This window comes from Pseudomonas fluorescens, assembly GCF_000730425.1.
Taxonomy (GTDB): Bacteria; Pseudomonadota; Gammaproteobacteria; order Pseudomonadales; family Pseudomonadaceae; genus Aquipseudomonas; species Aquipseudomonas fluorescens_X.
Window position 1 is genome coordinate 686,273 of the sequence record NZ_CP008896.1, and the last position, 24,096, is coordinate 710,368.

Annotated in this window: 16 protein-coding genes; 14 read left to right on the plus strand and 2 right to left on the minus strand. The window is 61.8% G+C overall.

All coding sequences use genetic code 11. From position 1 onward, the window contains the following. The first annotated feature begins 188 nt into the window (after window positions 1-188). Entirely contained in the window at window positions 189-2,654 is a 2,466-nt protein-coding gene (locus HZ99_RS02880; protein WP_038441235.1) for a UvrD-helicase domain-containing protein, read from the plus strand. A gap of 105 nt (window positions 2,655-2,759) precedes the next feature. Here HZ99_RS02880 and HZ99_RS02885 read toward each other — a convergent pair whose 3' ends face one another. Continuing rightward, the gene (locus HZ99_RS02885; RefSeq protein WP_038441236.1) at window positions 2,760-3,032 is read right to left on the minus strand and encodes a DUF1652 domain-containing protein; all 273 of its coding nucleotides are present in this window, start codon (window positions 3,030-3,032) and stop codon (window positions 2,760-2,762) included. 257 nt (window positions 3,033-3,289) lie between these two features. Here HZ99_RS02885 and HZ99_RS02890 point away from each other — a divergent pair, with 257 nt between their 5' ends. The 4 genes from HZ99_RS02890 to HZ99_RS02905 are packed head-to-tail and all read left to right on the plus strand — an operon-like array spanning window position 3,290 to window position 7,079. Then, window positions 3,290-4,114 (plus strand): helix-turn-helix transcriptional regulator, encoded by an 825-nt coding sequence (locus tag HZ99_RS02890; protein WP_038441237.1) that lies wholly within the window; start codon window positions 3,290-3,292, stop codon window positions 4,112-4,114. Between the two features lie 49 nt (window positions 4,115-4,163). Then, window positions 4,164-5,570: an NAD(P)/FAD-dependent oxidoreductase gene (locus HZ99_RS02895; RefSeq protein ID WP_038441238.1), complete on the plus strand. Its 1,407-nt coding sequence runs from the start codon at window positions 4,164-4,166 to the stop codon at window positions 5,568-5,570. Window positions 5,571-5,597: 27 nt separating this feature from the next. After that, window positions 5,598-5,939 (plus strand): cupin domain-containing protein, encoded by a 342-nt coding sequence (locus HZ99_RS02900; RefSeq protein ID WP_038441239.1) that lies wholly within the window; start codon window positions 5,598-5,600, stop codon window positions 5,937-5,939. A 60-nt stretch (window positions 5,940-5,999) separates the two neighbouring features. Further along, window positions 6,000-7,079: a polyamine ABC transporter substrate-binding protein gene (locus HZ99_RS02905; RefSeq protein ID WP_038441240.1), complete on the plus strand. Its 1,080-nt coding sequence runs from the start codon at window positions 6,000-6,002 to the stop codon at window positions 7,077-7,079. Between the two features lie 226 nt (window positions 7,080-7,305). Here HZ99_RS02905 and HZ99_RS02910 read toward each other — a convergent pair whose 3' ends face one another. Beyond that, on the minus strand, window positions 7,306-8,100 hold the full coding sequence (locus tag HZ99_RS02910) for a helix-turn-helix transcriptional regulator (RefSeq protein ID WP_038441241.1): 795 nt from the start codon (window positions 8,098-8,100) through the stop codon (window positions 7,306-7,308). Between the two features lie 200 nt (window positions 8,101-8,300). Here HZ99_RS02910 and HZ99_RS02915 point away from each other — a divergent pair, with 200 nt between their 5' ends. The 9 genes from HZ99_RS02915 to HZ99_RS02955 all read left to right on the plus strand — a co-directional run bounded on the left by HZ99_RS02915 (window position 8,301) and on the right by HZ99_RS02955 (window position 24,070). Beyond that, window positions 8,301-9,665, plus strand: coding sequence for an APC family permease (locus tag HZ99_RS02915; RefSeq protein WP_038441243.1), 1,365 nt, complete (start codon window positions 8,301-8,303; stop codon window positions 9,663-9,665). Window positions 9,666-9,674: 9 nt separating this feature from the next. After that, a complete protein-coding gene (locus HZ99_RS02920) occupies window positions 9,675-10,775 on the plus strand; it encodes a P1 family peptidase (protein WP_038441245.1) in 1,101 nt (366 codons plus the stop codon). Between the two features lie 457 nt (window positions 10,776-11,232). Then, a complete protein-coding gene (locus HZ99_RS02925; RefSeq protein ID WP_038441247.1) occupies window positions 11,233-12,681 on the plus strand; it encodes a serralysin family metalloprotease in 1,449 nt (482 codons plus the stop codon). 72 nt (window positions 12,682-12,753) lie between these two features. After that, window positions 12,754-13,119: an AprI/Inh family metalloprotease inhibitor gene (locus tag HZ99_RS02930; RefSeq protein WP_080727768.1), complete on the plus strand. Its 366-nt coding sequence runs from the start codon at window positions 12,754-12,756 to the stop codon at window positions 13,117-13,119. Window positions 13,120-13,294: 175 nt separating this feature from the next. After that, window positions 13,295-15,040 (plus strand): type I secretion system permease/ATPase, encoded by a 1,746-nt coding sequence (locus tag HZ99_RS02935; protein ID WP_051903012.1) that lies wholly within the window; start codon window positions 13,295-13,297, stop codon window positions 15,038-15,040. Window positions 15,041-15,111: 71 nt separating this feature from the next. Beyond that, window positions 15,112-16,419, plus strand: a complete 1,308-nt coding sequence (locus HZ99_RS02940; protein WP_038441249.1) for an HlyD family type I secretion periplasmic adaptor subunit — start codon at window positions 15,112-15,114, stop codon at window positions 16,417-16,419. A gap of 2 nt (window positions 16,420-16,421) precedes the next feature. Continuing rightward, the gene (locus tag HZ99_RS02945; protein WP_038441251.1) at window positions 16,422-17,759 is read left to right on the plus strand and encodes a TolC family outer membrane protein; all 1,338 of its coding nucleotides are present in this window, start codon (window positions 16,422-16,424) and stop codon (window positions 17,757-17,759) included. Between the two features lie 134 nt (window positions 17,760-17,893). Then, window positions 17,894-20,818: an autotransporter serine protease gene (locus tag HZ99_RS02950; protein ID WP_051903273.1), complete on the plus strand. Its 2,925-nt coding sequence runs from the start codon at window positions 17,894-17,896 to the stop codon at window positions 20,816-20,818. A 174-nt stretch (window positions 20,819-20,992) separates the two neighbouring features. Beyond that, a complete protein-coding gene (locus HZ99_RS02955) occupies window positions 20,993-24,070 on the plus strand; it encodes an autotransporter outer membrane beta-barrel domain-containing protein (RefSeq protein WP_404942448.1) in 3,078 nt (1,025 codons plus the stop codon). The last annotated feature ends 26 nt before the right edge of the window (window positions 24,071-24,096 follow it).

A 24,096-nucleotide genomic window follows, 5' to 3' on the forward strand; every position in this document is an offset into this window, starting at 1 on the left:
ATCATCGATAAAAAGCGTAAAAAATGCCTAATTCCAATCTAATTATTCGATTTATTTTTTGGTCCAAAAACTAGAGCCGGGCTTCAGTTCATCGCCTAACTGCATGAAGCCAAAGCAATTGGCTGGAACTGTCGAAGGTTTCCAGCGACCATAGGGCCTCTGTTTGCCCAAGCCCCGCAGGAGTCCGCGTGCCGCGACACACCCCCGATCTGCCCCCCGAACTGCGCCCGCTGGCGCAAATGCCACTGTTCAAGCGCCTGGCTGCCCGGCTGTTTGGCCATGGCCTGACGCGTTTGCGGGCCCAGCATCGTTTTTCCTGGTTGCATGGCCAGGCCGATGGCTTTCGCAGCGGGCATGAGGCGGGCGTGGAGTACGGCTACCAGGAGGGCAAGCGGGATGGCATTGAAGAAGGGCGCCAGGTCCTGCTGATTCGTGACTTTCGTAGCGATGAGCACCGTGCCCCGGGCGTCGACGACAGCCTGTTCGACGATTGGCGCGTGCCGCTGACCGCCGAGCTGAAAAAACGCATCAAGGCCGATGTGGCACGCCTGCTGCCGGCCCATGCGCAGCCCAGCACGGCCCAATGGAAGATGATCTTCAGCGATACTCCGTCGACCTCGGTGGTTGCTGGCGCCGGGGCGGGTAAATCCACGTCGTTGGTCCTGCGGATCCTGCTGTTGACCCATTACCTGGGCTTTGAGCTGAGCTCCATGACGGTGGTGACCTTCACCCGTGAGTCGCGCAAGGACTTCATCAGCAAGCTCATGGAAATTCTCAACCTGTGGGGCCAACCCCTTGGTTTCAAAGAAGCCCAGGCCGTGGTGCGCACCTTTCACTCACGCATCCTGCCCATGGTGCGCAGCCTGCCGGGTTTTGAGCGTTTGCAGGCCTTCGAGAACCTGCGCAGCGGTACCTACGATGAGGATGCCGATAGCAACCCCTTCGACCTGCGCATCAACGATGCCCAGCGCCAACAGCTCAATGCCTGTTATCACGGGCTCTATGCCCGGCATCCGCGCTTTCGCGAGCTAATTGCGCCGATGGTTCGCCACGCCTTGCAACTCAAGGAGCTGGAGCGCGACCACCCGGATGTGCAAAAGCGCGTGGCGGTCACCGAGTTGGCGGCCAAGCGTGACGAAGAACTGTGTGATGTGATCGAGGACCTGTGGCTGCGTGCCGGCGCGTGGCCGATCAAGGGGATCGAGCCCAATCGCCAAAGTGTTGAAATCAATGGTGCTGCCTTCCATTGCCATGGCTACAGTGCCGAGTTGGATGCCTGGGTGGTGCTGGGCTTCGACGCCAGGGAACACCCTCAGATCGCGCGTCCCGGCGCCAAGCTGTCAGTGCGGGCTGAATGGGCGGTAAAGCGCACCCTTTTTCAAGCTTTTTGCCGTAAACCATTGATTTGGATAGATAGTTATGAGTCATCCAAGCGTCTGTTGAGCAGCCTGGCCGGTGATACCACCTCAGGTCCGGGGTTTGATTACAAGGTCAAGGGTGAGCTGGCTTCGGCCCCCTTGCTGGATGGTTTCGTCACCGCCGCCGGGTTTATCGAGAACCTCGGCCTGGACGTGCCCACGGCGGTTGGCCAGATGAGTTTTGCCAAGGATGACCCGGATCGTGGTTTCTTCGAGGCATTGAGTATTTTCTGGAAGGCCCTGGAAGACCACCTGCTCGATCAGTCGCCGCCGATCATGACGTACAACCGCATGTTTTCGCTGTTTGGCGAGAACACGCCGGAAAACCTCAAGTTGCTCAGCGATGGGCTGTTGCGCCCGCTGTCGCACTTGATGATCGACGAGTTCCAGGATGTTTCGCCACAGATCGTGTCGTGGATCCGCGCCAGCCTGCGCGAGATACGCCGCCGCGGGCCGGCAATGCATGTGGGGCGTGGTGCGCAGCATTCTTCGCTGTTATGCGTCGGTGACGACTGGCAGTCGATCTACGGTTGGCGCGGCAGTTCGCCCAAGTACTTCATGGCGTTCAACCAAGAGTTCCCGTCACCGGCCACCACCCGGGTGATGCTCGGGGAGAATTTTCGCAGCCACCAGTACATCATCGACGCCGCCGAGCATATCGTTAAAGCCGCACCGGCGATCGCGGGCAAGAAGGCCAAGGCCAGCGGGGCAACCAGGGCGCTGGTCCCGGTACAGGTGCTGGATCGAGACGAGGCGGCCCTGGCGCAGCAGTTGCTCGCCCACTACCAACGGGGCGAATCAATATTAATGCTGTATCGAAAAAGTAGCGATAAGCTATTGATTCAAGATCATATTCAATCGGCAGTTAATCTTGATTCCAGCTTGCCGCCCGCCATGCGCCGCCTCAAACAACTGACCTATCACAGCGCCAAGGGGCTGCAGGCGGATGCGGTGTTTTTGCTGGGCGATTGCCAGCACCTGACCCGCTCGCCGTACAAGAACCAGGTGTATCGCATGGCTGGGCTTGGCAAGGACGGTGATACCGAGCCTTACGACAATGCGCAAAAAGACGAGGTGCTGCGCCTGGCCTATGTGGGGATTACCCGGGCGGTGAGCCATTGCTATTGGTATGTCGAAGGGCAGGATGGCCAGGGCGCGAATGCGCCGAGGGCGTCGGATCGAGTCATGGGGGGCAAAGTGTTCTTTGATGACCGGCGCAAAGCCAAGGTGTTGTAGGGGCGAGCTTGCCTGCGAAAGATCGTCAGCGATAACGCGGGTACCTGATGCCCTGCGGTGGCCTCGGTTTTTTCGCCGGCAAGCCGGCTCCTGCAAGGGTATCTGTCAGGCCTGCAGCAGCTGTGGCCGTACAAACGACTCCAACTCAGCCTCGATCGCCTCGATGATTCGCTCCACATCCGTGGCGTTCATTACCGTGGCACAGGGAATGCCGGCTATGGCAATCAGGGTTTCGCCGTTCACTCGATCAAACAATCGCGCGATCATGCTGCCGGGCGCGTCCATGCTGCCTTCAAAACCGAGCGGGTGAAAATGCCAGCGCATCAGTTGGCATGCATTGGGGAACGTCACTTTGTTCATACTGCCCACCTTGTTCATTGAGCACTTCCTTTAGCTCGCGGCAAGGGCGTCAGGCCCATCAATGGTCCTGACCGTGAAGCTTAAAAAATAGCACTCACTCGCAATTAGCGTCGGGGTTTTTTCTATCCGTTCGGCAGGTCCTTGCAAGAAGTTTGACGTGGGTCATGTCTTACAAATGCTTAGGCAAAAGGCCATTACTTAAAACTGTCACTTGGCCATTGAAGCACTCGGTAAAGTTGTGCAAGCTCCAGGCTTTAGCCGTTTTCGAGTGTTGTATGCCACAGACCGTCCTGGCCGATAGCCCACAACAGACGCAAGCGACTGCCGACGTGGTACTACGCCATCACCTGTGCTGGAAGCGTCGCGACCTGGACGGGGTCATGGCGCACTATCACCCGGATATCCAGTACCACGACTTCTTCCAGAACCGCGTGATGGGCTTCGATCAGTTGCGTGAGTATCTGCAAGCCAGCATGCCGCGGGACCCGGACGAGGCCATTGAGCACACGGATCGCATCCGCACCGATGGGGATACCGCATTTATCCAGTACCGCGTGACTTTGCGTGGTGGCCAGGGGCTGGTGTCGTTTCGTACCAGTGAGGCCATCACCGTGCGCGACGGGTTGATCTGGCGCGTCAACGAATACGCGTCCCTGGTGCACGAGCCCGCCACCAGCCGTTCCCAGTCCCAGGGCACGCGGCCGACTGTCAGCCGCCTGGGCCTGTCGCCCCAGCAACTGAGCTACCTGGCCAACGATTTGCTGCAGTATTTCCAACGCCAGCAACCCTATCTCGACCCCGAACTGGACCTGCAGCGGGTGGCCAAGGAATGTGGCTACAGCCGCAACCAGATTTCCTACCTGCTCAATCAGGTGCTGGGGCAGAGCTTCTACCGCTACGTCAACCAGGCCCGCCTGCAGCACTTGCTGGTGGCACTGGAGGGCGCCACGCCGCCGATCCGTATCGATGAACTGGCGTTTGCCGCCGGGTTCAATTCGCTGTCGGCGTTCTACAGCTGTTTCCGCCAGCACACAGGCATGTCGCCCAAGGCCTATGTCAAACACATTTCCCTGCGTGCACGCGCGCAAGACGACGGCTGAAGCCAGGCACTAGGATCACGCCATCGACGTTTGGTGGTGGAGTTTCGGCATGCCGGCATGGCGCAAGATCAGTTTATGGATGGACCAGTTGCAAGAGCCGCTGCAAGCGCGTGCGCCCCTCGGCCAGGACCTGGATGTCGATGTGGCCATTATTGGCGCCGGCTACACCGGGTTATGGACGGCCTATTACCTCAAGTGTCACGCGCCGCATCTCAACGTGGTGATCGTCGAGGCGCAGACTGCCGGTTTTGGGGCGTCCGGGCGCAACGGGGGCTGGTTGATGGGCAACCTGCTGGGCGAAGACCGCTTGCTCGCGGGGTTGCCTGCCGAGCAGCGCCGGGCCTCATTTGATCTGCTGCACGGCATCCCCGACGAGGTCGGGCAGGTCCTGCAGCGCGAGGGCATCGACTGCGACTACCGCAAGGGCGGGGCGCTGCACTGCGCCGCCCGTTACCCCGAGCAGGAAGCGAGCCTGCGCGAATACCTGGCCAAGCTCCACGACCAGGGCCTGACCGACGACGACTACCGCTGGCTCAACCCCGAGCAACTGGCCGGGCAGATCCGCATTGCTTCGGCCTATGGCGCGGTCTATACCCCCCACGTTGCGACGATTCACCCGGCCAAACTGGTGCGCGGCCTGGCGCGGGTGGTCGAGTCCATGGGGGTGGCGATCTACGAGAACAGCCCGGTCACCCACTGGCAATCCGGCAGTTTGCGCACCGACAAGGCCCAGGTCCGGGCGTCCTGGATCGTGCCAGCAGTAGAGGGCTATGCACCGACGCTCAAGCCCCTGGGCCGCTATCAACTGCCGGTGCAGAGCCTGATCGTGGCGACCGAACCGTTGCCGGCCAGTACCTGGGAGGAAATCGGCCTGAGCCAGGGCCAGGCCTTCGGCGAAAGCAGCCGCCAGGTCACCTATGGCCAGCGCACCGCCGATAACCGCCTGGTCTTCGGTGCCCGTGGCGGTTATCAGTTCGCCGGCAAGCTGCGCCATAACTTCGAGCTCACTGACAGCGAAGTGCAACTGCGCCGCTATCTGTTCTGCGAGCTGTTCCCGCAACTCAAGCATGTGCGTGTGACCCACTCCTGGGGCGGCAACCTCGGCATGTCCCGGCGGTTCAGGCCACACATGCTGTGCGATAAGCAGAGCGGCATTGCCCTGTCCGGTGGCTATGGCGGGGAGGGTGTCGGTGCCAGCAACCTCGGTGGTCGGACCCTGGCCGACCTGATCCTGGCGCGTGACACCCCCCTGGTCCAGCAACCTTGGGTGCTGCGTGAAGGCGGGCTCAATGCCCTCAAGGGGTGGGAGCCGGAACCATGCCGCTGGTTGGGCTACAACGCGATCATCCGCAGTTTTGTCCATGAGGACCAGACCCTGGCCAACCCGAATACCGCGCCCTGGCGGCGCAAGCTGGCCAGCACGATTGCCGGCTTCATGGAAGGTTTCATGCACTAAGTCGCTTCAATCACCACAGGTATGACTATGAGTATTACCCAGTTCAAAGACACCCTTAACCGCCATTTGCCGGACTCAAGCCCGGTGGCCGTGCCCCTGGGCGCCCCGGTTGCCGTGGCCTCCACCCTTAGCGTGGCACGCAACGACGGCGTCGAAACCGGCATCTGGGAATGCACCCCGGGCCGCTGGCGGCGCCAGATCGTTGCCCAGGAGTTCTGCCACTTTATCCAGGGCCGCTGCACCTTCACCCCCGATAGCGGCGAAACCCTGCATATCGAAGCCGGCGATGCACTGATGCTACCGGCCAACAGCACCGGCATCTGGGATATCCAGGAGACCGTGCGCAAGACCTATGTGTTGATCCTTTAATCTTTTGATCCTTGATCGCCTGCCATAAAAACAGCCCTATAATCGCCAGGAAATCGAACCATGAGACCCATTGCCCTGTTGCCCTTGATGTTGGTGGCGTCCCTGACGCAGGCCGCCGAAACGGTGAAAATCTACAACTGGTCGAGTTATATCGCGCCGGACACCACCAAGAATTTCCAGAAGGAAACCGGGATTGGTTTCAGTTACGACGTGTACGACAGCAACGAGACCCTGGACGGCAAGTTGATGACGGGTCATTCAGGCTACGACGTGGTTTTCCCGTCCAACCACTTCATGGCCCGGCAGATCCAGGGCGGGGCCCTGAAAAAACTCGACAAGCGTCAGTTGCCCAACTGGAAAAACCTCAATCCGGTGTTGCTCAAGGCCCTGGAAACCAACGACCCGGGCAATGCACACGGCTTCCCGTACCTGTGGGGCAGCACCGGCATCGGCTACAACATCGACAAGGTCAAGGCGGTGCTGGGCGACGATGCGCCGGTCGACTCCTGGGATTTGATTTTCAAGCCTGAGTACATGGAAAAACTCAGCAAATGCGGGGTGGCGATCCTCGATAACGGCCCGGAACTGCTGCCGATCGCCCTCAATTACCTGGGCCTGCCGCACCACAGCAAGAACCCCGAGGACTACAAGAAAGCTGAAGCGCTGCTGATCAAAGTGCGGCCCTACATCGCCTACTTCCACTCCTCGAAATACACCGGTGACCTGGCCAATGGCGATATCTGCGTGGCCGTGGGCTTCTCGGGTGACGTGCTGCAGGCCGAAACTCGCGCCAAGGAAGCCAAGAATGGCGTGAATATCGGCTACAACATCCCCAAGGAAGGCGCGGCGATCTGGTTCGACATGGTTGCCATGCCCGCCGACGCCCCGGATGAAAAGGCCGGCTACGCCTTCATGAACTACCTGCTGCGCCCGGAGGTGATGGCCGATATCACTAACTTCGTGCACTACGCCAACGGCAACAGCGCTGCCGACAGCCTGGTCGACCCGCTGATCAAGAGCGACACCAAGGTGTATCCGAGCGAGGAAATGATGGGCAAACTCTTCGCCCTCGAAGCCATGCCGATGAAGATCGACCGCATCCGCACACGGATCTGGAACACCATCCGTACCGGGCGCTAAGGCCTGCACCCAACAGAGATCCCCTGTGGGAGCCGGCTTGCCGGCGATGGCGATAGCCCAGTCACTGTTTCTGGCGGCTGATACACCGCCGCCAGCTCCCACATTTGAATTGCGACGTGGCACCAAATCCTGCACCCAACGCAGATCCCCTGTGGGAGCGGGCTTGCCCGCGATGGCGATAGTCCAGCCAGCCTCTTTGGTGGGGGGACACCGTCATCGCCGGCAATCAGGGGTTTTCCAGGTCATGCCCCAACGACTGGATAAACAACGAAAACAACTCCGGTTGCGACGAGATATCCAGCTTGGCGTACAGGTGCCGCCGATGCACCTTGACCGTGTCCGGCGAGATGCCCAGGCGTTCGGCCATGGCCTTGGACGAGAACCCACGCAGTACCAGGCGGGCGATTTCCAGTTCGCGTTCAGACAACACACCACTGCCAAAATGGCTCAATGCATCACGAATCTGGCTGGCCATGGCCGCACCGGCCGGTGCGCGCTGGGTGCTTTGTTGCCAGTGCTGCTGCATCAGCGGCAGCACCCACGCTGCCAGCAGCGTCAACAGCCCGGTTTGCGCCGCGCTAAACACACGCTGCATGCCCAACGACAACGACAAGGTGCCCACGCCCGGCAGTTGCAGGATGAATTGCACTTCATCCTCCAGCACATTGTCGTGGAAGTAATTGAGGAAGTACTCGCTCTGGCGGAAATGGTCCGGCGCCACCTCTTCCAGACGATAGACGCCACTGGCATAGCCTTCGCGGCACGCCTGGAAGAACGGGTCGAGCAAGTACAAGCCATTGAGGTACACCAGCATCGACGCCGGCTTGCTGGTGGGCTGTGCGTCGTACTCTTCCAAGGCCTGGGGTGGGCCCTCCAGCGGATAGAAGATCGCCAGGGCGTTATCGAAAGCCAGGTTCTGGTGCAGCAGCAACACCAGCTGTTTCCAGAAACGCTCGGTGCCAATTTGCGACACGGTGCGCCCCAGGCCCGCATGCATGCCGATTTCCCTGAACAGGCTCATGTGAAGGGCTCCACTAGCTGAAAGATCGCCAAGGGTTCGGTTTTTGCACGAACACGTCAAGGGGAGTACTCCAATAGGGGGATTGGCGGGTGCCGGCACAGCGCCTAGATTCCCTGGCATTCAACGGGAAACATATCCCGCATCGGCTTTTTCTTTTTTCGTTTCTGCCTCAAACCAAGAATAAACAAGAGGATAACGATATGAGCACAACCCCCGCGCCCGATGGCGTGCTGAAACCTACCTTGAGTGTGTTCGATGTGGTGGCCATTACCGTTTCGGCGGTGACTCCGGCCAGTTCCGTGTTTGTTATTGCCCCGTTTGCGATCCAGCAGGCTGGCAGCGGGGTGTTCCTGGCGTTTGTAATGGCCGGGTTGCTGGCGCTGATGTTTGCCTTTTGCTACGCCGAGCTGGGGCGCGCCCATAACAGCGCTGGCGGCGAGTATGTGTACGCCAAGCGTGTGTTTGGTGGCATGGCCGGTTACGCGACCTTCCTCACGGTACTGGTGATGCTGCTGTTTATCCCGCCGGTGCTGGCGACCGGCGCGGCGACTTACCTCAACAATGCCCTGGGCACCACATTCGACTCACAAACCGTGGCCCTGGTGATTGTGGTGTGCAGCTACGCCCTGGGCATTCTCAATATCAAACTCAATGCCTGGATCACCGGCACCTGTCTGCTGCTGGAAGTGGCAGCGTTGCTGGTGATTGTGTTTATCGGCTTTGGCAACCCGGTGCAGCCGGCCAGTGTGCTGTTCCAACCGCAGATCGTCGAGAACGGCGTGCTGCACCTGGCGCCCTGGGCGCTGGTGATCGGCGCGGTGGGCATCGGCCTGTTCTCGTTCAATGGCTACGGCCCTGCGGTGCTGCTGGCCGAGGACATGAAATGCGGCGGCAAGGGCGTACACAAGGCGGTGCTGTGGTCCCTGGGCCTGGTGGTGGTGATTGAACTGGTGCCGATCACCGCGCTGTTGATCGGCGCGCCGTCCCTGCAAGAGATGATCAGCAGCCCGGACCCCATCGGCTACCTCTTGACCAGCCACGGCAATGAAACCCTGTCACGCCTGGTCAGCGCCGGGATCTTCCTATCGGTGTTCAACGCCATCGTCGCCATCGTGATCCAGATTGGCCGGGTGGTGTTCAGCAGCGGCCGCGATGTCCTGTGGACGCCGACCGTCAACAAACTCTTCACCCGTATCCACCCGCGCTGGGATTCGCCATGGCTGGCCACGCTGTTCCTGGCGATTCCTTCGGCGCTGCTCAGTTTCAGCTCCAATCTGGCAGACCTGACGTCCTTCAGTGTGTTGTTGATCATGCTGGTGTACCTGATCGTCGCGTTGAGCGCGCTGCTGAGCCGGGTGCTGTTGCGCGATCGCTTGCACCCGTATCGCATGCCCCTGTGGCCGGCGCCGGCATTGCTGGCCGTGGCGGGCGCGGGGTATCTGTTGTTTACCTTGTTTATCGCGGCGTCCATGCGCGACATCATGGTTATCATCGGCCTGCTGGCGTTGTCGGTGATCCTGTATTGCATCAGCGGCCGGTCGAGTCCGGCGTTTCAGAAACTGTAAGGAGTGGTTATGCGCGCACGTCAATTGGGCATTACGTTGGGGCTGGGTATGCCCGGCAAATTGAATGCGATTACTGATGTCCCCGGCGTTCGGGTCGGTCACAGCACGCTCAAGGAGCAGATCAACGGCAAGCAGGTGCGCACCGGGGTCACGCTGATCCAGCCACGGGCCGGGGCTGCACGTCTGCAGCCGTGTTTTGCCGGGTATCACGTGCTCAATGGCAACGGCGACGCCACCGGCCTGGAATGGATCGGTGAAGCCGGGCTGTTGACCACCCCCCTGGCGATTACCAACACCCACAGTATCGGCATTGTGCGCGACACCCTGATTGCCCTGGAGCGCGACAGCCTGGCGGACCCCGCGGTGTACTGGTGCATGCCGGTGGTGATGGAGACCTATGACGGTCTGCTCAACGATATCTGGGGCCAGCATATCGGTGCGGAGCACGTGCTCCAGGCCATGGCCGCTGCGGAATCCGGCCCGGTGCAGGAGGGGGCCGTGGGCGGTGGCACCGGGATGATCTGCCATGAGTTCAAGGGTGGCATCGGCAGTGCCTCGCGCCAGTTGCCGGCGCAGCAGGGCGGCTGGACTGTGGGCGTGCTGGTGCAGGCCAACCATGGCAAGCGCCAGGAACTGCGGGTAGATGGCTATCCGGTGGGGCGGCACTTGATGGAAATTGCCTCGCCGTTTGCCGACCGCGGCACGCCGGGCATGGGCTCCATTGTGGTGATTATCGCCACCGATGCGCCGCTGCTGCCGCACCAGTGCCAACGCCTGGCACAACGCGCGTCCATTGGTATTGCCCGCACCGGCGGTGGCACCGAGGACTCCAGCGGCGATCTGTTCCTGGCGTTTGCCACCGGCAACCATGACCTGCCGGCGGCCGATTACGGGCGCAAGGACCTGCCTCTCAGCACGGCGTTGAGCATGGTCAATAACGATCATATTTCGCCCTTGTTCAGCGCAGCGGCGGAGGCAGTGGAGGAGGCCATCATCAACGCGATACTGGCCGGGGAAGACATGACCACCGCCGATGGCGTGCTGGTACCGGGGCTGGAGGGGCAGACGCTGCTTGAAGCGCTGCGTCAGGCGGGGTGGCGGCGGCCTTGAGAGGGCTATCGCTGGCAAGTCGGCTCCTACAGGGGCCGGCATAACCCTATGCCAACCACTGCGCCAATAACAACCTGTCAATAATAATAAAACAATAGCTACTTAATCATTCCTAATGACACGGTGGCACTTTTAAAGTGCACCCCATTCAATATATTGGATCCATTCAATATTGAAATGTGACCTGTCTGGCATTTAGCTGTTTAGCACTATTTAATATTTAAATAGTCCGCTCCCCGCCAATCCGCCTATAAAAAGAATATAAACACCGCTTTCCCAGTGTTTGCAGGCATTATTCGTTCGGTGTAATTTTTCCGCAAAAAAAATACTGGACGTGTGATTTCGAAGTGTGTCAGCTTTCTTTCGCCTTCATAAGAGGCGAGTGATAGGACGATCTCGCCAGAGCGCGTCGCTATCGGACAAAAACTGTTCCACTTGCAAACAAGGAAGTACGTTTATGTCGAAAGTAAAAGACAAAGCTATTGTATCGGCAGCTCAAACAAGTAGCGCCTATTCACAAATCGATAGCTTTAGCCATTTGTATGACCGTGGCGGTAACCTCACGGTCAATGGCAAACCATCGTTCTCTGTCGACCAGGCAGCCGACCATTTGCTACGCGAAAACGCGGCATACCGGGACGTTGACGGCAACGGCAGGATCGATCTGACCTACACCTTCCTGACGTCGGCCTCCTCGTCGACCATGAACAAGCATGGCATCTCCGGGTTCAGCCAGTTCAGCAACCTGCAAAAAGGCCAAGCGGTACTGGCCATGCAATCCTGGGCCGATGTGGCCAATGTCACCTTCACCGAGAAAGCCTCGGGCGGCGACTTCCACATGACCTTCGGCAACTACAGCGCGGGCCAGGATGGCGCCGCTGCCTTTGCCTATCTGCCGGGCACCAATGAGAAGTACCACACGAGCGGCACGGATGGCACCTCCTGGTACCTGATCAATAACAGCTACACCGCCAACATCAACCCTGGCCTGAACAACTACGGACGCCAGACCCTGACCCACGAGATCGGCCATACCCTGGGCCTGGATCACCCTGGCGACTACAACGCCGGGACCGGTAACCCGTCTTACCGAGACGCGGACTACGGCCAGGACACGCGTGGCTACAGCGTCATGAGTTACTGGGGCGAGAACAACACCAACCAGAACTTCACCAAAGGCGGCGTGGAGGCCTACGCGTCCGGCCCGTTGATCGACGATATCGCAGCGATCCAGAAGCTCTATGGTGCCAACTACGACACCCGTGCCGGCGATACCACCTACGGCTTCAACTCCAACACCGGGCGCGATCACCTCAGTGCCACTTCCAATGCCGACAAGCTGGTGTTCTCGGTATGGGACGGCGGCGGCAACGACACCCTGGACTTCTCCGGCTTTACCCAGAACCAGAAAATCAACCTCAACGAGACTTCGTTCTCTGATGTGGGCGGACTGGTGGGTAACGTATCGATCGCCCAGGGCGTGACAGTGGAAAACGCCTTTGGCGGCTCGGGCAATGACCTGCTGATCGGCAATGCCGTGGCCAACACCCTCAAGGGTGGTGCCGGCAATGACCTGATCTACGGCGGTGGCGGGGCCGACAAACTGTGGGGCGGCGCGGGTTCGGACACCTTTGTGTTCGGTGCCAGCTCCGACTCCAAGCCGGGTGCTGCCGATCAGATCCTCGACTTCACCTCGGGTTCGGACAAGATCGACCTGACCGGTATCACCAACGGCAGCGGCCTGCATTTCGTCAGCGCGTTCACTGGCGCTGCCGGCGATGCGGTGCTCACGTACGCCTCGGGTACCAACCTGGGCACGTTGGCGGTGGACTTCTCCGGGCACGGCGTGGCGGATTTCCTCGTCACCACCGTAGGCCAGGCGGCCTACAGCGACATCGTGGCCTGATCAAGGGGTAAGGAGGGCGGCGCTGCAGCGCTGCCCTCTGCCTTGCAACAGGCCTGTAAACGGGTAATGGTGATGAACATTTATCGCAACGCAATCGCCTGTTGTATCCAGGCATTGCTGGTGTTGGCAGGAGCCCACGCAATGGCAAGCAGTCTCATTTTACCCAGCGCCGCGCAGTTGGCTGGCCATTGGCAATTACGCCAGCAAGAGCAGGTGTGCGAACTGGACCTGATCGCCGACAACGGCTTGCGCGGTGATGTGCTGTGCGCGCAACAGTGGCTGGGGGAACAACCCCGGACATGGCTGCCCACGCCAGACGGAATATGGTTGATGAACGCCGAGGGTACGGGGATTACCCATCTGAATCGGCAGAAAGAGGGCGAATATACCGCGACCTCCAAGTCCGGATTAGCCCTGATATTGCAACGCACGCAGTAACTGAGCAAAACGGTTATATCCTTATAACCACTGACCGTAGAGTCATTTATTGAAATTGGCAGTCATCTATCTGTCACTTTCGATGAACTAAGCACATGTTAAATAGTTGCCTGCTTCCTTATGGAGTACCGGACAGACTATTGTGCGTATTTTAGCCCTGGGAAGATCAATCAAGATGGCGAAGACCACTCGCGCTGCACCGTTGTTTAAGGCCCTTGGCGACTATAAAAGTATCTTGATCAGTGTGGGTTGCTTCACCGCATTGATCAATTTGCTGATGCTGGTGCCGTCCATTTATATGCTGCAAGTCTATGACCGGGTTCTGTCATCGCAGAACGAAACCACCCTGGTGATGTTGACCCTGATGGTGGTGGGTTTCTTTGCCTTTATCGGCGCCCTGGAAGTGGTGCGCAGCTTTATTGTGATCCGTATCGGCAGCCAGTTGGAGCGCCGGTTCAACCTGCAGGTGTACAAGGCCGCTTTCGAGCGCAACCTGCAACGAGGCGAAGGCCACGCCGGGCAATCTTTGGGAGACTTGACCCATATCCGCCAGTTCCTCACGGGGCCGGCGTTGTTTGCATTCTTCGATGCGCCGTGGTTTCCGATCTACCTGCTGGTGATTTACCTGTTCAATGTCTGGCTGGGGGTACTGGCCACGGTGGGCACGGTGCTGTTGATCGCCCTGGCATGCCTCAATGAATACCTGACCAAAAAACCGTTGCGCGAAGCCAGCGGCTACTCCCAACAGTCCACCCAGTTGGCAACCAGCCACTTGCACAATGCCGAGACGATCCAGGCCATGGGCATGCTGGGAGCGTTGCGCAGCCGCTGGTTCCAGGTGCATTCACAGTTTCTCGGCTTGCAGAACCAGGCCAGCGATACCGGCTCGGTGATCAGCTCCCTGAGCAAATCCCTGCGCCTGCTCCTGCAATCGTTGGTGTTGGGGCTAGGCGCCTTGCTGGTGATCAAGGGGCAGATGACGGCCGGGATGATGATTGCCGGCACCATCCTGATGGGGCGGGTGTTGAGCCCCATCGACCAGTTGATCGCGGTGTGGAAGCAATGGAGCTCGGCCAAGCTGGCCTATCAACGCCTCGATGAGCTGTTGCAGGAATTCCCGCCGGGGGCAGGGGCCATGGCCTTGCCGGCACCCCAGGGCCAGGTGAGTTTCGAACAGGTCAGCGCCGGGCCGCCGGGGCGGCGGGCGGCGACCTTGCATCAGGTCAGCTTCAAGCTGGCGGCCGGTGAAGTGCTGGGGGTGTTGGGTGCCTCTGGCTCCGGCAAGTCGACCCTGGCGCGAGTGCTGGTGGGCGTGTGGCCGACCCTGGCTGGCACGGTGCGCCTGGACGGAGCCGATATCCATCGCTGGGACCGCGACGACCTTGGCCCCCATATCGGCTACCTGCCCCAGGACATCGAACTGTTCAGCGGCAGCATCGCTGACAACATCGCACGTTTTCGCCAGGCAGATCCCGAGCGGGTGGTGCAGGCCGCCCAGCAAGCCGGGGTGCATGACCTGATCCTGCGCTTGCCCCAGGGTTACGACACTGTTCTGGGCGACGACGGCAGCGGCCTGTCCGGCGGGCAGAAACAACGGGTGGCCCTGGCCCGTGCGTTGTATGGCGGGCCACGCCTGATCGTGCTCGACGAACCCAACTCCAACCTCGACACCGTGGGTGAGGCGGCGTTGGCCAGCGCCATCATGCAGATGAAAGCCCAGGGCAGCAGCGTGATCCTGGTCACCCACCGCTCCTCGGCCCTGGCCCAGGCCGACAAGTTGCTGGTGCTCAACGAAGGCCGCCTGCAAGCGTTCGGCCCAAGCCAGGAAGTGCTGCGGGCGCTGTCCGGGCAAGCGCCCCGGGAAAATCCCGAGGCACCAGGTAGGAGCCGGCTTGCCGGCGATGGTCGTGAGCGACCGTAAGGGAGAGCCGGTTTGACGCGGCGTTCTCAAGTTTTTCGCGAGCGAGCTCGCTCCTACAGGAATCGTGGTTTATGAACGTTGATACGCAAGTGTTTCCCGAGCGCGATGCGCGCTTTTTCGCCCGCCTGGGCTGGCTGATGACCATACTCGGCGCCGGCGGTTTCTTTCTCTGGGCCAGCCTGGCACCGTTGGACCAGGGCATTGCGGTACAGGGCACAGTGGTGGTGTCCGGCAAGCGCAAGGCCGTGCAAACCCTCAGCCCCGGCGTGGTCAGCCGGATCCTGGTGCGCGAAGGCGAGGTGGTCAAACAAGGCCAGCCGCTGTTTCTCCTCGACCAGACCCAAAGCCAGGCCGACGTACAATCCCTGCAAGCCCAGTACCGCATGGCCTGGGCCAGCGTCGCCCGCTGGCAGAGCGAGCGCGACAGCTTGCCGGCGGTGATCTTTCCCGCCGCCCTGAGTACCGACCCCGATCCTGCCCTGGCGTTGGTCCTGGAAGGCCAGCGCCAGCTGTTCAGCAGCCGGCGCGATGCCTTTGCCCGTGAACAATCCGGGATCCGCGCCAACATCGAAGGCGCCAGCGCCCAACTCAACGGCATGCGCCGTGCCCGCACGGACCTGAACGCCCAGGCGCAATCGCTGCGTGATCAACTGGCTAACCTGCAACCCCTGGCCGACAACGGCTATATCCCGCGCAATCGCCTGCTGGAGTACCAGCGCCAGTTGTCCCAGGTGCAACAGGACCTGGCACAGAACAGCGGCGAAAGCGGGCGCCTGGAGCAGGGCATCCTCGAATCGCGCCTCAAGTTGCAACAACACAGCGAGGAATACCAGAAAGAAGTCCGCAGCCAATTGGCCGATGCGCAACTGCGCAGCCTGACCCTGGAGCAGCAGCTGGCGTCCGCCGGCTTCGACCTGCAACACAGTGAAATCAACGCGCCGGCCGATGGCATTGCGGTCAACCTGGGCGTGCACACCATCGGTGCGGTGGTGCGGGCCGGGGAAACCCTGCTGGAAATCGTGCCCCAGGACACGCGCCTGGAAGTGGAAGGGCGCCTGCCGGTGAACCTGGTGGACAAGGTCGGCAGCCATCTGCCGGTCGATATCCTGTTCACCGCCTTCAACCAGAGCCGTACACCACGGGTGCCGGGGGAAGTGAGCCTGATCTCTGCCGACCAGTTGCTCGACGAAAAGACCGGCGCACCGTACTACGTGCTGCGCACCACGGTCAGCGATGCCTCCCTGGAGAAACTCCAGGGCCTGGTGATCAAGCCCGGCATGCCCGCCGAGATGTTTGTGCGTACCGGCGAGCGCTCGTTGCTCAACTACCTGTTCAAGCCGTTGCTCGACCGTGCCGGCTCGGCGTTGACCGAGGAATGAGCATGAAACCTGTGTTCATCGCCTTGCTCCTCGCGTGCAGCAGTGCCCAGGCCGCCATGGGCCCGTTCGATGTGTATGAACAGGCCCTGCGTAACGATCCGACGTTCCTCGGCGCGATCAAGGAACGTGATGCCGGCCTGGAAAATCGCACCATCGGCCGCGCCGGCCTGTTGCCCCGGCTGTCCTACAACTACAACAAGGGGCGCAACAACTCCGAGGCCACAGTGCCCAATAGCCGGGGCGGTAAGTCCAGCGAAGATCGTAACTACAGCAGCTACGGCTCGACCTTCACCCTGCAGCAACCGCTGTTCGACTACGAAGCCTACGCCAACTACCGCAAGGGCGTGGCCCAGGCGCTGTTTGCCGACGAGAGTTTTCGCGACAAGAGCCAGGCGCTGCTGGTGCGGGTACTGACTTATTACACCCAGGCCCTGTTCGCCCAAGACCAGATCGATATCGCCCGGGCGAAGAAGAAGGCATACGAGCAACAGTTCCAGCAGAACCAGCACCTGTTCCAGCAAGGCGAGGGCACCCGTACCGACATTCTGGAGGCCGAATCCCGTTATGAGCTGGCCATCGCCGAAGAGATCCAGGCCCTCGACGAACAGGACGCCTCGCTGCGCGAACTGGGGGCGCTGCTCGGCGTACAGAGCGTCAATATTGCTGACCTGGCGCCGCTGAACCCTGACTTTACCGCCTTCACCCTGGCACCGGCCAACTACGACAGCTGGCACGAACTGGCGTTGACCAACAACCCGAGCCTGGCCTCCCAGCGCCAGGCCGTGGAAGTGGCGCGCTATGAGGTGGAACGCAACCGCGCCGGGCACTTGCCACGCATCACCGCGTATGCCAGTTCGCGCCGGCAGGAGTCCGACAGCAGCAACACCTACAACCAGCGCTACGACACCAACACCATCGGCATTGAACTGAGCATGCCGCTGTATGCCGGCGGCGGCGTATCGGCGTCCACCCGCCAGGCCAGTCGCTCCATGGAGCAGGCCGAATACGAGCTGGAGGGCAAGACCCGCGAAACCTTGATTGAGCTGCGTCGCCAGTTCAGCGCCTGCCTGTCCGGCGCCAGCAAGCTGCGGGCTTACCAAAAGGCCCTGGCCTCCGCCGAAGCGCTGGTGGTGTCGACCAAGCAAAGCATCCTCGGCGGCGAGCGCGTCAACCTCGATGCCCTCAACGCCGAGCAGCAGCTGTACAGCACCCGTCGCGACCTGGCCCAGGCCCGTTACGACTACCTGATGGCCTGGACCAAATTGCATTACTACGCGGGCAACCTGCGCGACACCGACCTGGCCAAGGTCGATGAAGCCTTCGGCCCCACCCAACGCTGACCTGTGGGAGCCGGCTTGCCGGCGATGGCGCGCTCAAGCTCACCGCCGCCGGCAAGCCGGCTCCCACAGGGGGAACACATACAATAAAAAGGACGCTCACTGTGAACGCGAAACAACAAGGCTATCGCTGCATCATGCTGTGTGGGCTGGCCAGCCTGGGGACCGCCCAGGCCGCAGCCTACGTGGAAACGGGCAAGCCGGGCGATCCTGGCAGTTGGCGCTCGGCGGAGTATCAGCGGGACTGGGGCCTGGGACGCATGCAGGCCGATCAAGCCTATGCCATGGGGATCAGTGGTGCCGGGGTCAAGATCGGCGCCCTGGACTCGGGCTTCGATGCCAGCCATCCAGAAGCCTCCCCTGAGCGCTTTCACCCGGTGAGCGCCAACGGCACTTATGTGGATGGCCGCCCGTTCTCCACCACCGGCGCGCTGAACCCCAACAACGACTCCCACGGCACCCATGTCACCGGCACGATGGGCGCGGCCCGTGATGGCAGCGGCATGCATGGCGTGGCCTACAACGCGCAGATTTATGTGGGCAACACCAACGCCAGCGACAGCTTCCTGTTTGGCCCGACGCCCGACCCCAAATACTTCAAGGCGGTGTACAGCGCCATGGTCGATTCCGGGGTGCGTGCGATCAACAACAGTTGGGGCAGCCAGCCCAAGGATGTCAGCTACCAGACCCTGGGTGATCTGCACGCGGCCTACGCCCAGCACTTCAACCAGGGCACCTGGCTGGACGCCGCCGCCGATGTGGCCCGGGCCGGGGTGATCAATGTGTTCAGCGTCGGCAACAGCGGCTATGCCAACGCCAGCGTGCGCTCGGCGTTGCCGTACTTTGAACCGGCACTGGAAGGCCACTGGCTGGCGGTGTCGGGCCTGGACAAGGCCAATAACCAGAAATACAACCAGTGCGGCATCGCCAAGTACTGGTGCATTTCCACCCCAGGGGCGTTGATCGACAGCACCATTCCCGGCGGTGGCTATGGGATCAAGTCCGGCACCTCGATGTCGGCGCCCCATGCCACCGGCGCCTTGGCACTGGTGATGGAGCGCTACCCGTATCTGAACAATGAACAGGCCCTGCAAGTGCTGTTGACCACGGCCACGCAACTGGACGGTTCACTGACCGAGGGGCCAACCGCCAAGGTCGGCTGGGGCGTGCCGGACCTGGCCCGGGCGATGCATGGGCCGGGGCAGTTGCTGGGCGCCATGGAGGTCAATCTGGCGGCCGGGCAGGGGGATGTGTGGAGCAATGGCATCTCCGACAAGGCGCTGTTGCAACGCCAGGGCGAGGACAGCACCGAGCACCTGGCATGGCAACAGACCTTGAAGGACAAGGGCTGGGAAAATGGACTGGGCGCCGGCGCCAGCCAGCAGGAGCAGACTGACTACGCCGTGGGCATGGCCCGGGATGCGGCGGCGACCCAGCGCATTTACCAAGGCAGCCTGATCAAGTCCGGCGCCGGTAGCCTGGTACTCAGCGGCGACAGCACTTATCGCGGCCCGACCACGGTCAATGGTGGTGTGTTGAAGGTCGATGGCTCGCTGGCCTCGGCAGTGACGATCAACAATGGCGGCACCCTGGGTGGTTCCGGGCGTGTCGGGGCGTTGCTCGCCAACAGCGGGGCCAGCGTGGCGCCGGGCAATTCCATCGGCACCTTGAACGTGGCAGGGGATGTCAGTTTCGAGGCCGGCTCGACCTATGCAGTGGAACTGTCGGACAGCAGCAGTGACCGCATTGTCGCGGGCGGCAAGGCCACCCTCAATGGCGGTACCGTGACCCTGGCCCTGGAAAACAGCCCGACCCTGCTCAGTCAGCCCCAGGCGCAAAGCCTGATCGGCCGCCAGTACAACATCTTGCAGGCGGCGGGCGGGGTTACCGGCAGTTTTGGTGCGGTATTGCCCAACTACCTGTTCCTGGGAGGCAACCTCGATTACGCCACCAACGGTGTGCAGTTGGCTATCGCGCGCAATGACGCGAGCTTTGCCAGTGTCGCCGCGACCCGCAACCAGCGCGCCGTGGCCGCCGCTGCCGAGCAGTTGGGGGCCGGTAACCCGGTGTATGAAAGCGTGCTGAGTGCCGACTCCGTCGGGGTTGCCCGCCAGGCGTTCCAGCAGTTGTCTGGGGAGATCTACCCGGCGGTTGGCGCGATGCTGATCAATGACAGTCGCCAGGTACGCGATGCCGTTGGCGAGCGCCTGCGCCACGTGCCTGCCACGGGCGAAAGCAACCTCTGGATCAAGGCCCTCGGTGCCTGGGGCAAGGCCGACAGCCGCAGCGAATATGCCGGTTACACCCGTTCTATCGGCGGGATGCTGCTGGGGGTTGACGGCCAATGGGACGAACAGACTCGCGTTGGCGTGATGGCGGGCTACAGCGACAGCTCGCTGAACATGGGCGATGGCACGCATTCGTCGGCCGATGTCGACAGCTACCACCTGGGCACCTATGCCGGACGCGAACTGGGCAACTGGCGGGTCAGCGTGGGTGGTGCGTACAGCTGGCATCGCGGCGATGTGCAGCGCGACCTGCAATACGGTGACGTCAGCGCCAAGCAAAAGGCCAAGCTGGATGCGCGCAGCTTGCAGGTATTCACCGAGGCGGCCTACCGCCTGGACCTGCACACGCTGGCCCTGGAGCCATTCGCCAACCTGGCCTATGTGCATCTGGACAGCGAACGTTTGCGTGAAAAAGGCGATAGCGCAGCCCTGCAACGCGGCAGCGATCGCCGTGACGCCACCCTCGGCACCCTGGGCCTGCGCGCCCTCAAGACGCTGCCCCTCAATGACCGGCAGCAACTGGAACTCTCCGGCTCCCTGGGCTGGCAACACAGCCTGTCACCCGTGGAGTCCGAGGAGCACCTGGCCTTTGTCGCGGGCGGTCCGTCGTTTGCCGTGCGCAGCACACCGTTGCAACGCGACGCCGCGCTGGTGGGCTTGAAGGCCAGCCTGGCGCTGAGTGACAGCACCCGGATCAACCTCGATTACAGCGGCCAATTGGCTTCAAGGGAGAAGAACCAAGGCGTAGGCCTGAGCCTGGACTGGCAATTCTAAACACCCCTGGCAGGAGCCGGCTTGCCGGCGATGAGGCCCTTGAATCATGCGTGGGCTTCAAGGCCGCCATCGCCGGCAAGCCGGCTCTTACCGGGTGTGTGAACAAGAACAACAAACGCAACAAAACTAAGGAAGGTCACCGTGAACGCAAAACAACGAGGGTTTCACTCCGCCATCCCAACAGGCCCGGGCTACCCGCTCAAGGCCCTGAGTCGCGTGCCATACGGCGCGCTGCTGTGTTGCCTGGCCAGCCTGGGTACCGCCCAGGCCGCACCCTACGTGGAAGCCGGCAAGTTGGGGGATGTCGCCAGTTGGCGCAGCAATGAGTTCAAGGCCGATTGGGGCCTGGGCGCGGTCAATGCCGATGTGGCGTATGCCGCAGGTTACAGCGGCAAGGGCGTGAAGCTGGGGATTTTCGACCAGCCGGTATATGCCCAGCACCCCGAGTTCTCCAGCCCGGGCAAGGTGCAGACCCTGGTGACGCAAGGGATCCGCCAATACACCGACCCGTACATCCCGGTGAAGGCTGGCGAGGCGTTCCGCTATGACGGCACGCCGTCCCTGGGCTCCAACGGCAAGCTGGGCGATCACGGTACCCATGTCGGTGGCATTGCCGCCGGCGACCGGAACGGCGGGCCGATGCACGGCGTGGCGTACAACGCCCAGATCCTCAGTGCCGAGAACGGCGACCCGGGCCCCGAAGACGGCATCATCCTGGGCAACGACGGTGCGGTGTACGAGGCCGGCTGGGACAGCCTGGTGGCCCACGGTGCGCGCATCATCAACAACAGTTGGGGGATCGGCATCGGCGATCAGTTTGCCAAGGGCGGCAAGGACCCCGCGTTCCCCCATTTCAGTCTCAGCGATGCACAGGCCCAGTTCGACCAGATCAAACCGTTGCTGGGGACTGCGCCAGGGGGGGCCTACACCGGGGCGATCAATGCGGCGCGCAGCGGCGTGCTGACGATCTTTGCCGCGGGTAACGACTACAACCTGAACAACCCCGATGCGATTTCCGGTCTGGCGTATTTCGTACCTGAGATCGCACCTAACTGGCTGTCGGTGGCCGCCTTACAGCGCAACCCGGACGCTAACAGTCCCAACCCTTATGTGATCAGCACCTTCTCGTCCCGTTGCGGCTATGCCGCCAGCTTCTGTGTGTCGGCACCGGGCACCGCGATTTACAGCTCGGTGATGGTGGGCACCACGGTCGATAACATGACCCTGGGCTGGAACAATAAAAACGGCACCTCCATGGCCGCCCCCCATGTGGCAGGCGCCGCCGCGGTGTTGATGGAGCGTTTCCCGTATATGAGCGGCGAGCAGATTTCCACGCTGCTCAAGAGCACGGCCACCGACCTTGGCGCGCCGGGCATCGACTCGCTGTACGGCTGGGGCATGATCAACCTGGGCAAGGCGGTCAGCGGGCCGGGGATGTTTATCACCGCCGAGGACATTCCCACCGAGTTTCGCATCGATGGCGGCTACGGCAGCGGCCAGTTTGTCGCTGACTTGCCGGGGGTTGGGGCTGTGGTCGACGCCGGCAAGCCCACCCAGCGCCTGTGTGACGATGTGCACTGCGGGCGGGACGTGTGGAGCAATGACATTTCCGGTCACGGCGGCCTGACCAAACAGGGCATCGGCACGCTGGTGCTGACCGGCAACAACACCTATAGCGGGCCGACCCTGGTCAATCAAGGCCTGCTGGCGGTCAATGGCTCGCTGACGTCGGCGGTCACGGTCAGCAACAGCGGGGTACTGGGCGGTTCCGGCGCCATCGGCGCGCTGCACGCGAAAAGCGGCGGTACGGTGGCGCCGGGCAACTCCATCGGCACCTTGAATGTGGCCGGGGATGTCAACTTCGACGCCGGTTCCACCTACGCGGTGGAACTGTCCAACAGCAGCAGTGACCGTATCGTTGCCGGCGGCAAGGCGACCCTCAACGGCGGCACCGTGACCCTGGCCCTGGAAAACAGCCCGACCTTGCTCAGCCAGCCCGAGGCGCAAAGCCTGATCGGTCGCCAGTACAACATCCTCCAGGCGGCCGGGGGGATCAGCGGCAGCTTTGCTTCGGTACTGCCCAACTACCTGTTTGTCGGCGGCACCCTGAACTATGGTGCCAACGGCGTGCAACTGGATGTCGCGCGTACGGCCAACAGCTTCGCCAGTGTGGCGGCGACCGACAATCAGCGCGCGGTGGCGGCCGCTGCCGAGCAACTGGGCGCCGGCAATGGCGTCTATGAAAGCCTGTTGCTGGCGCCGAGTGTGGCGTCGGCGCAAGGGGCGTTCCAGCAGTTGTCCGGGGAAATCTACCCGGCCCTGGAGACTGCGCTGGTCAACGACAATCGCTACCTGCGTGAAGCGGTGGGCGAGCGCCTGCAGCAGGGCGAAATGGGCGCCTCGCCACACACCCTCGACACCCGCGGCAACGTCTGGGTCAAGGCCCTCGGCGCCTGGGGTAAAACCGATAGCCACAGCGATACGGCGGGCTACACCACCTCCATCGGCGGGCTGCTGGCGGGTGTGGACGGTGCGCTGGATGACGACACGCGCCTGGGGCTGGTCGCCGGTTACAGCGATACCTCGCTGAACATGGGCGATGGCACTCACTCGCGGGCCTCGGTGGACAGCTACCACTTTGGCGCCTATGCCGGGCGTGAAATCGGCGCCTGGCGCCTGAGCGGCGGGGCGACCTACAGCTGGCATCGCGCCGATGTAAAGCGTGAGTTGCAGTACGGCGAGGTTGCCGGCAAGCAGAAAGCCAAGGTCGATGCCCGCAGCACCCAGGTCTTCACCGAAGCGGCTTACCGCCTGAACCTGCAACCGCTGGCGCTGGAACCCTTCGCCAACCTGGCTTATGTGCACCTGGACAGCGATGGCTTCAACGAGAAAGGCGACGCCGCCGCGCTCAAGGGCGGCGATGACACCCGCGACCTGGTGCTCAGCACCCTGGGCGTGCGGGCCTTGAAGACCTTCAACCTCACTGACCATCAGGCCCTGGACGTTTCCGGCACTCTGGGCTGGCAGCACAACCTCAGCTCTACCGATTCCGAGCGCCACCTGGCGTTCGCTTCGGGTGGCCCCTCGTTTGCAGTGGAAAGTTCGCCGATGGTGCGCGATGCCGCCTTGGTGGGCGTGCGGGCCAGCCTGGCACTGACCAAGGATGCGCGGGTGAACTTTGACTACAACGGCCTGCTGGCCAGCAAGGAGAAAACCCACGGCGTGGGCCTGAGCCTGGACTGGGCCTTCTGATTTGCACTCCACAGGAACCGGCTTGC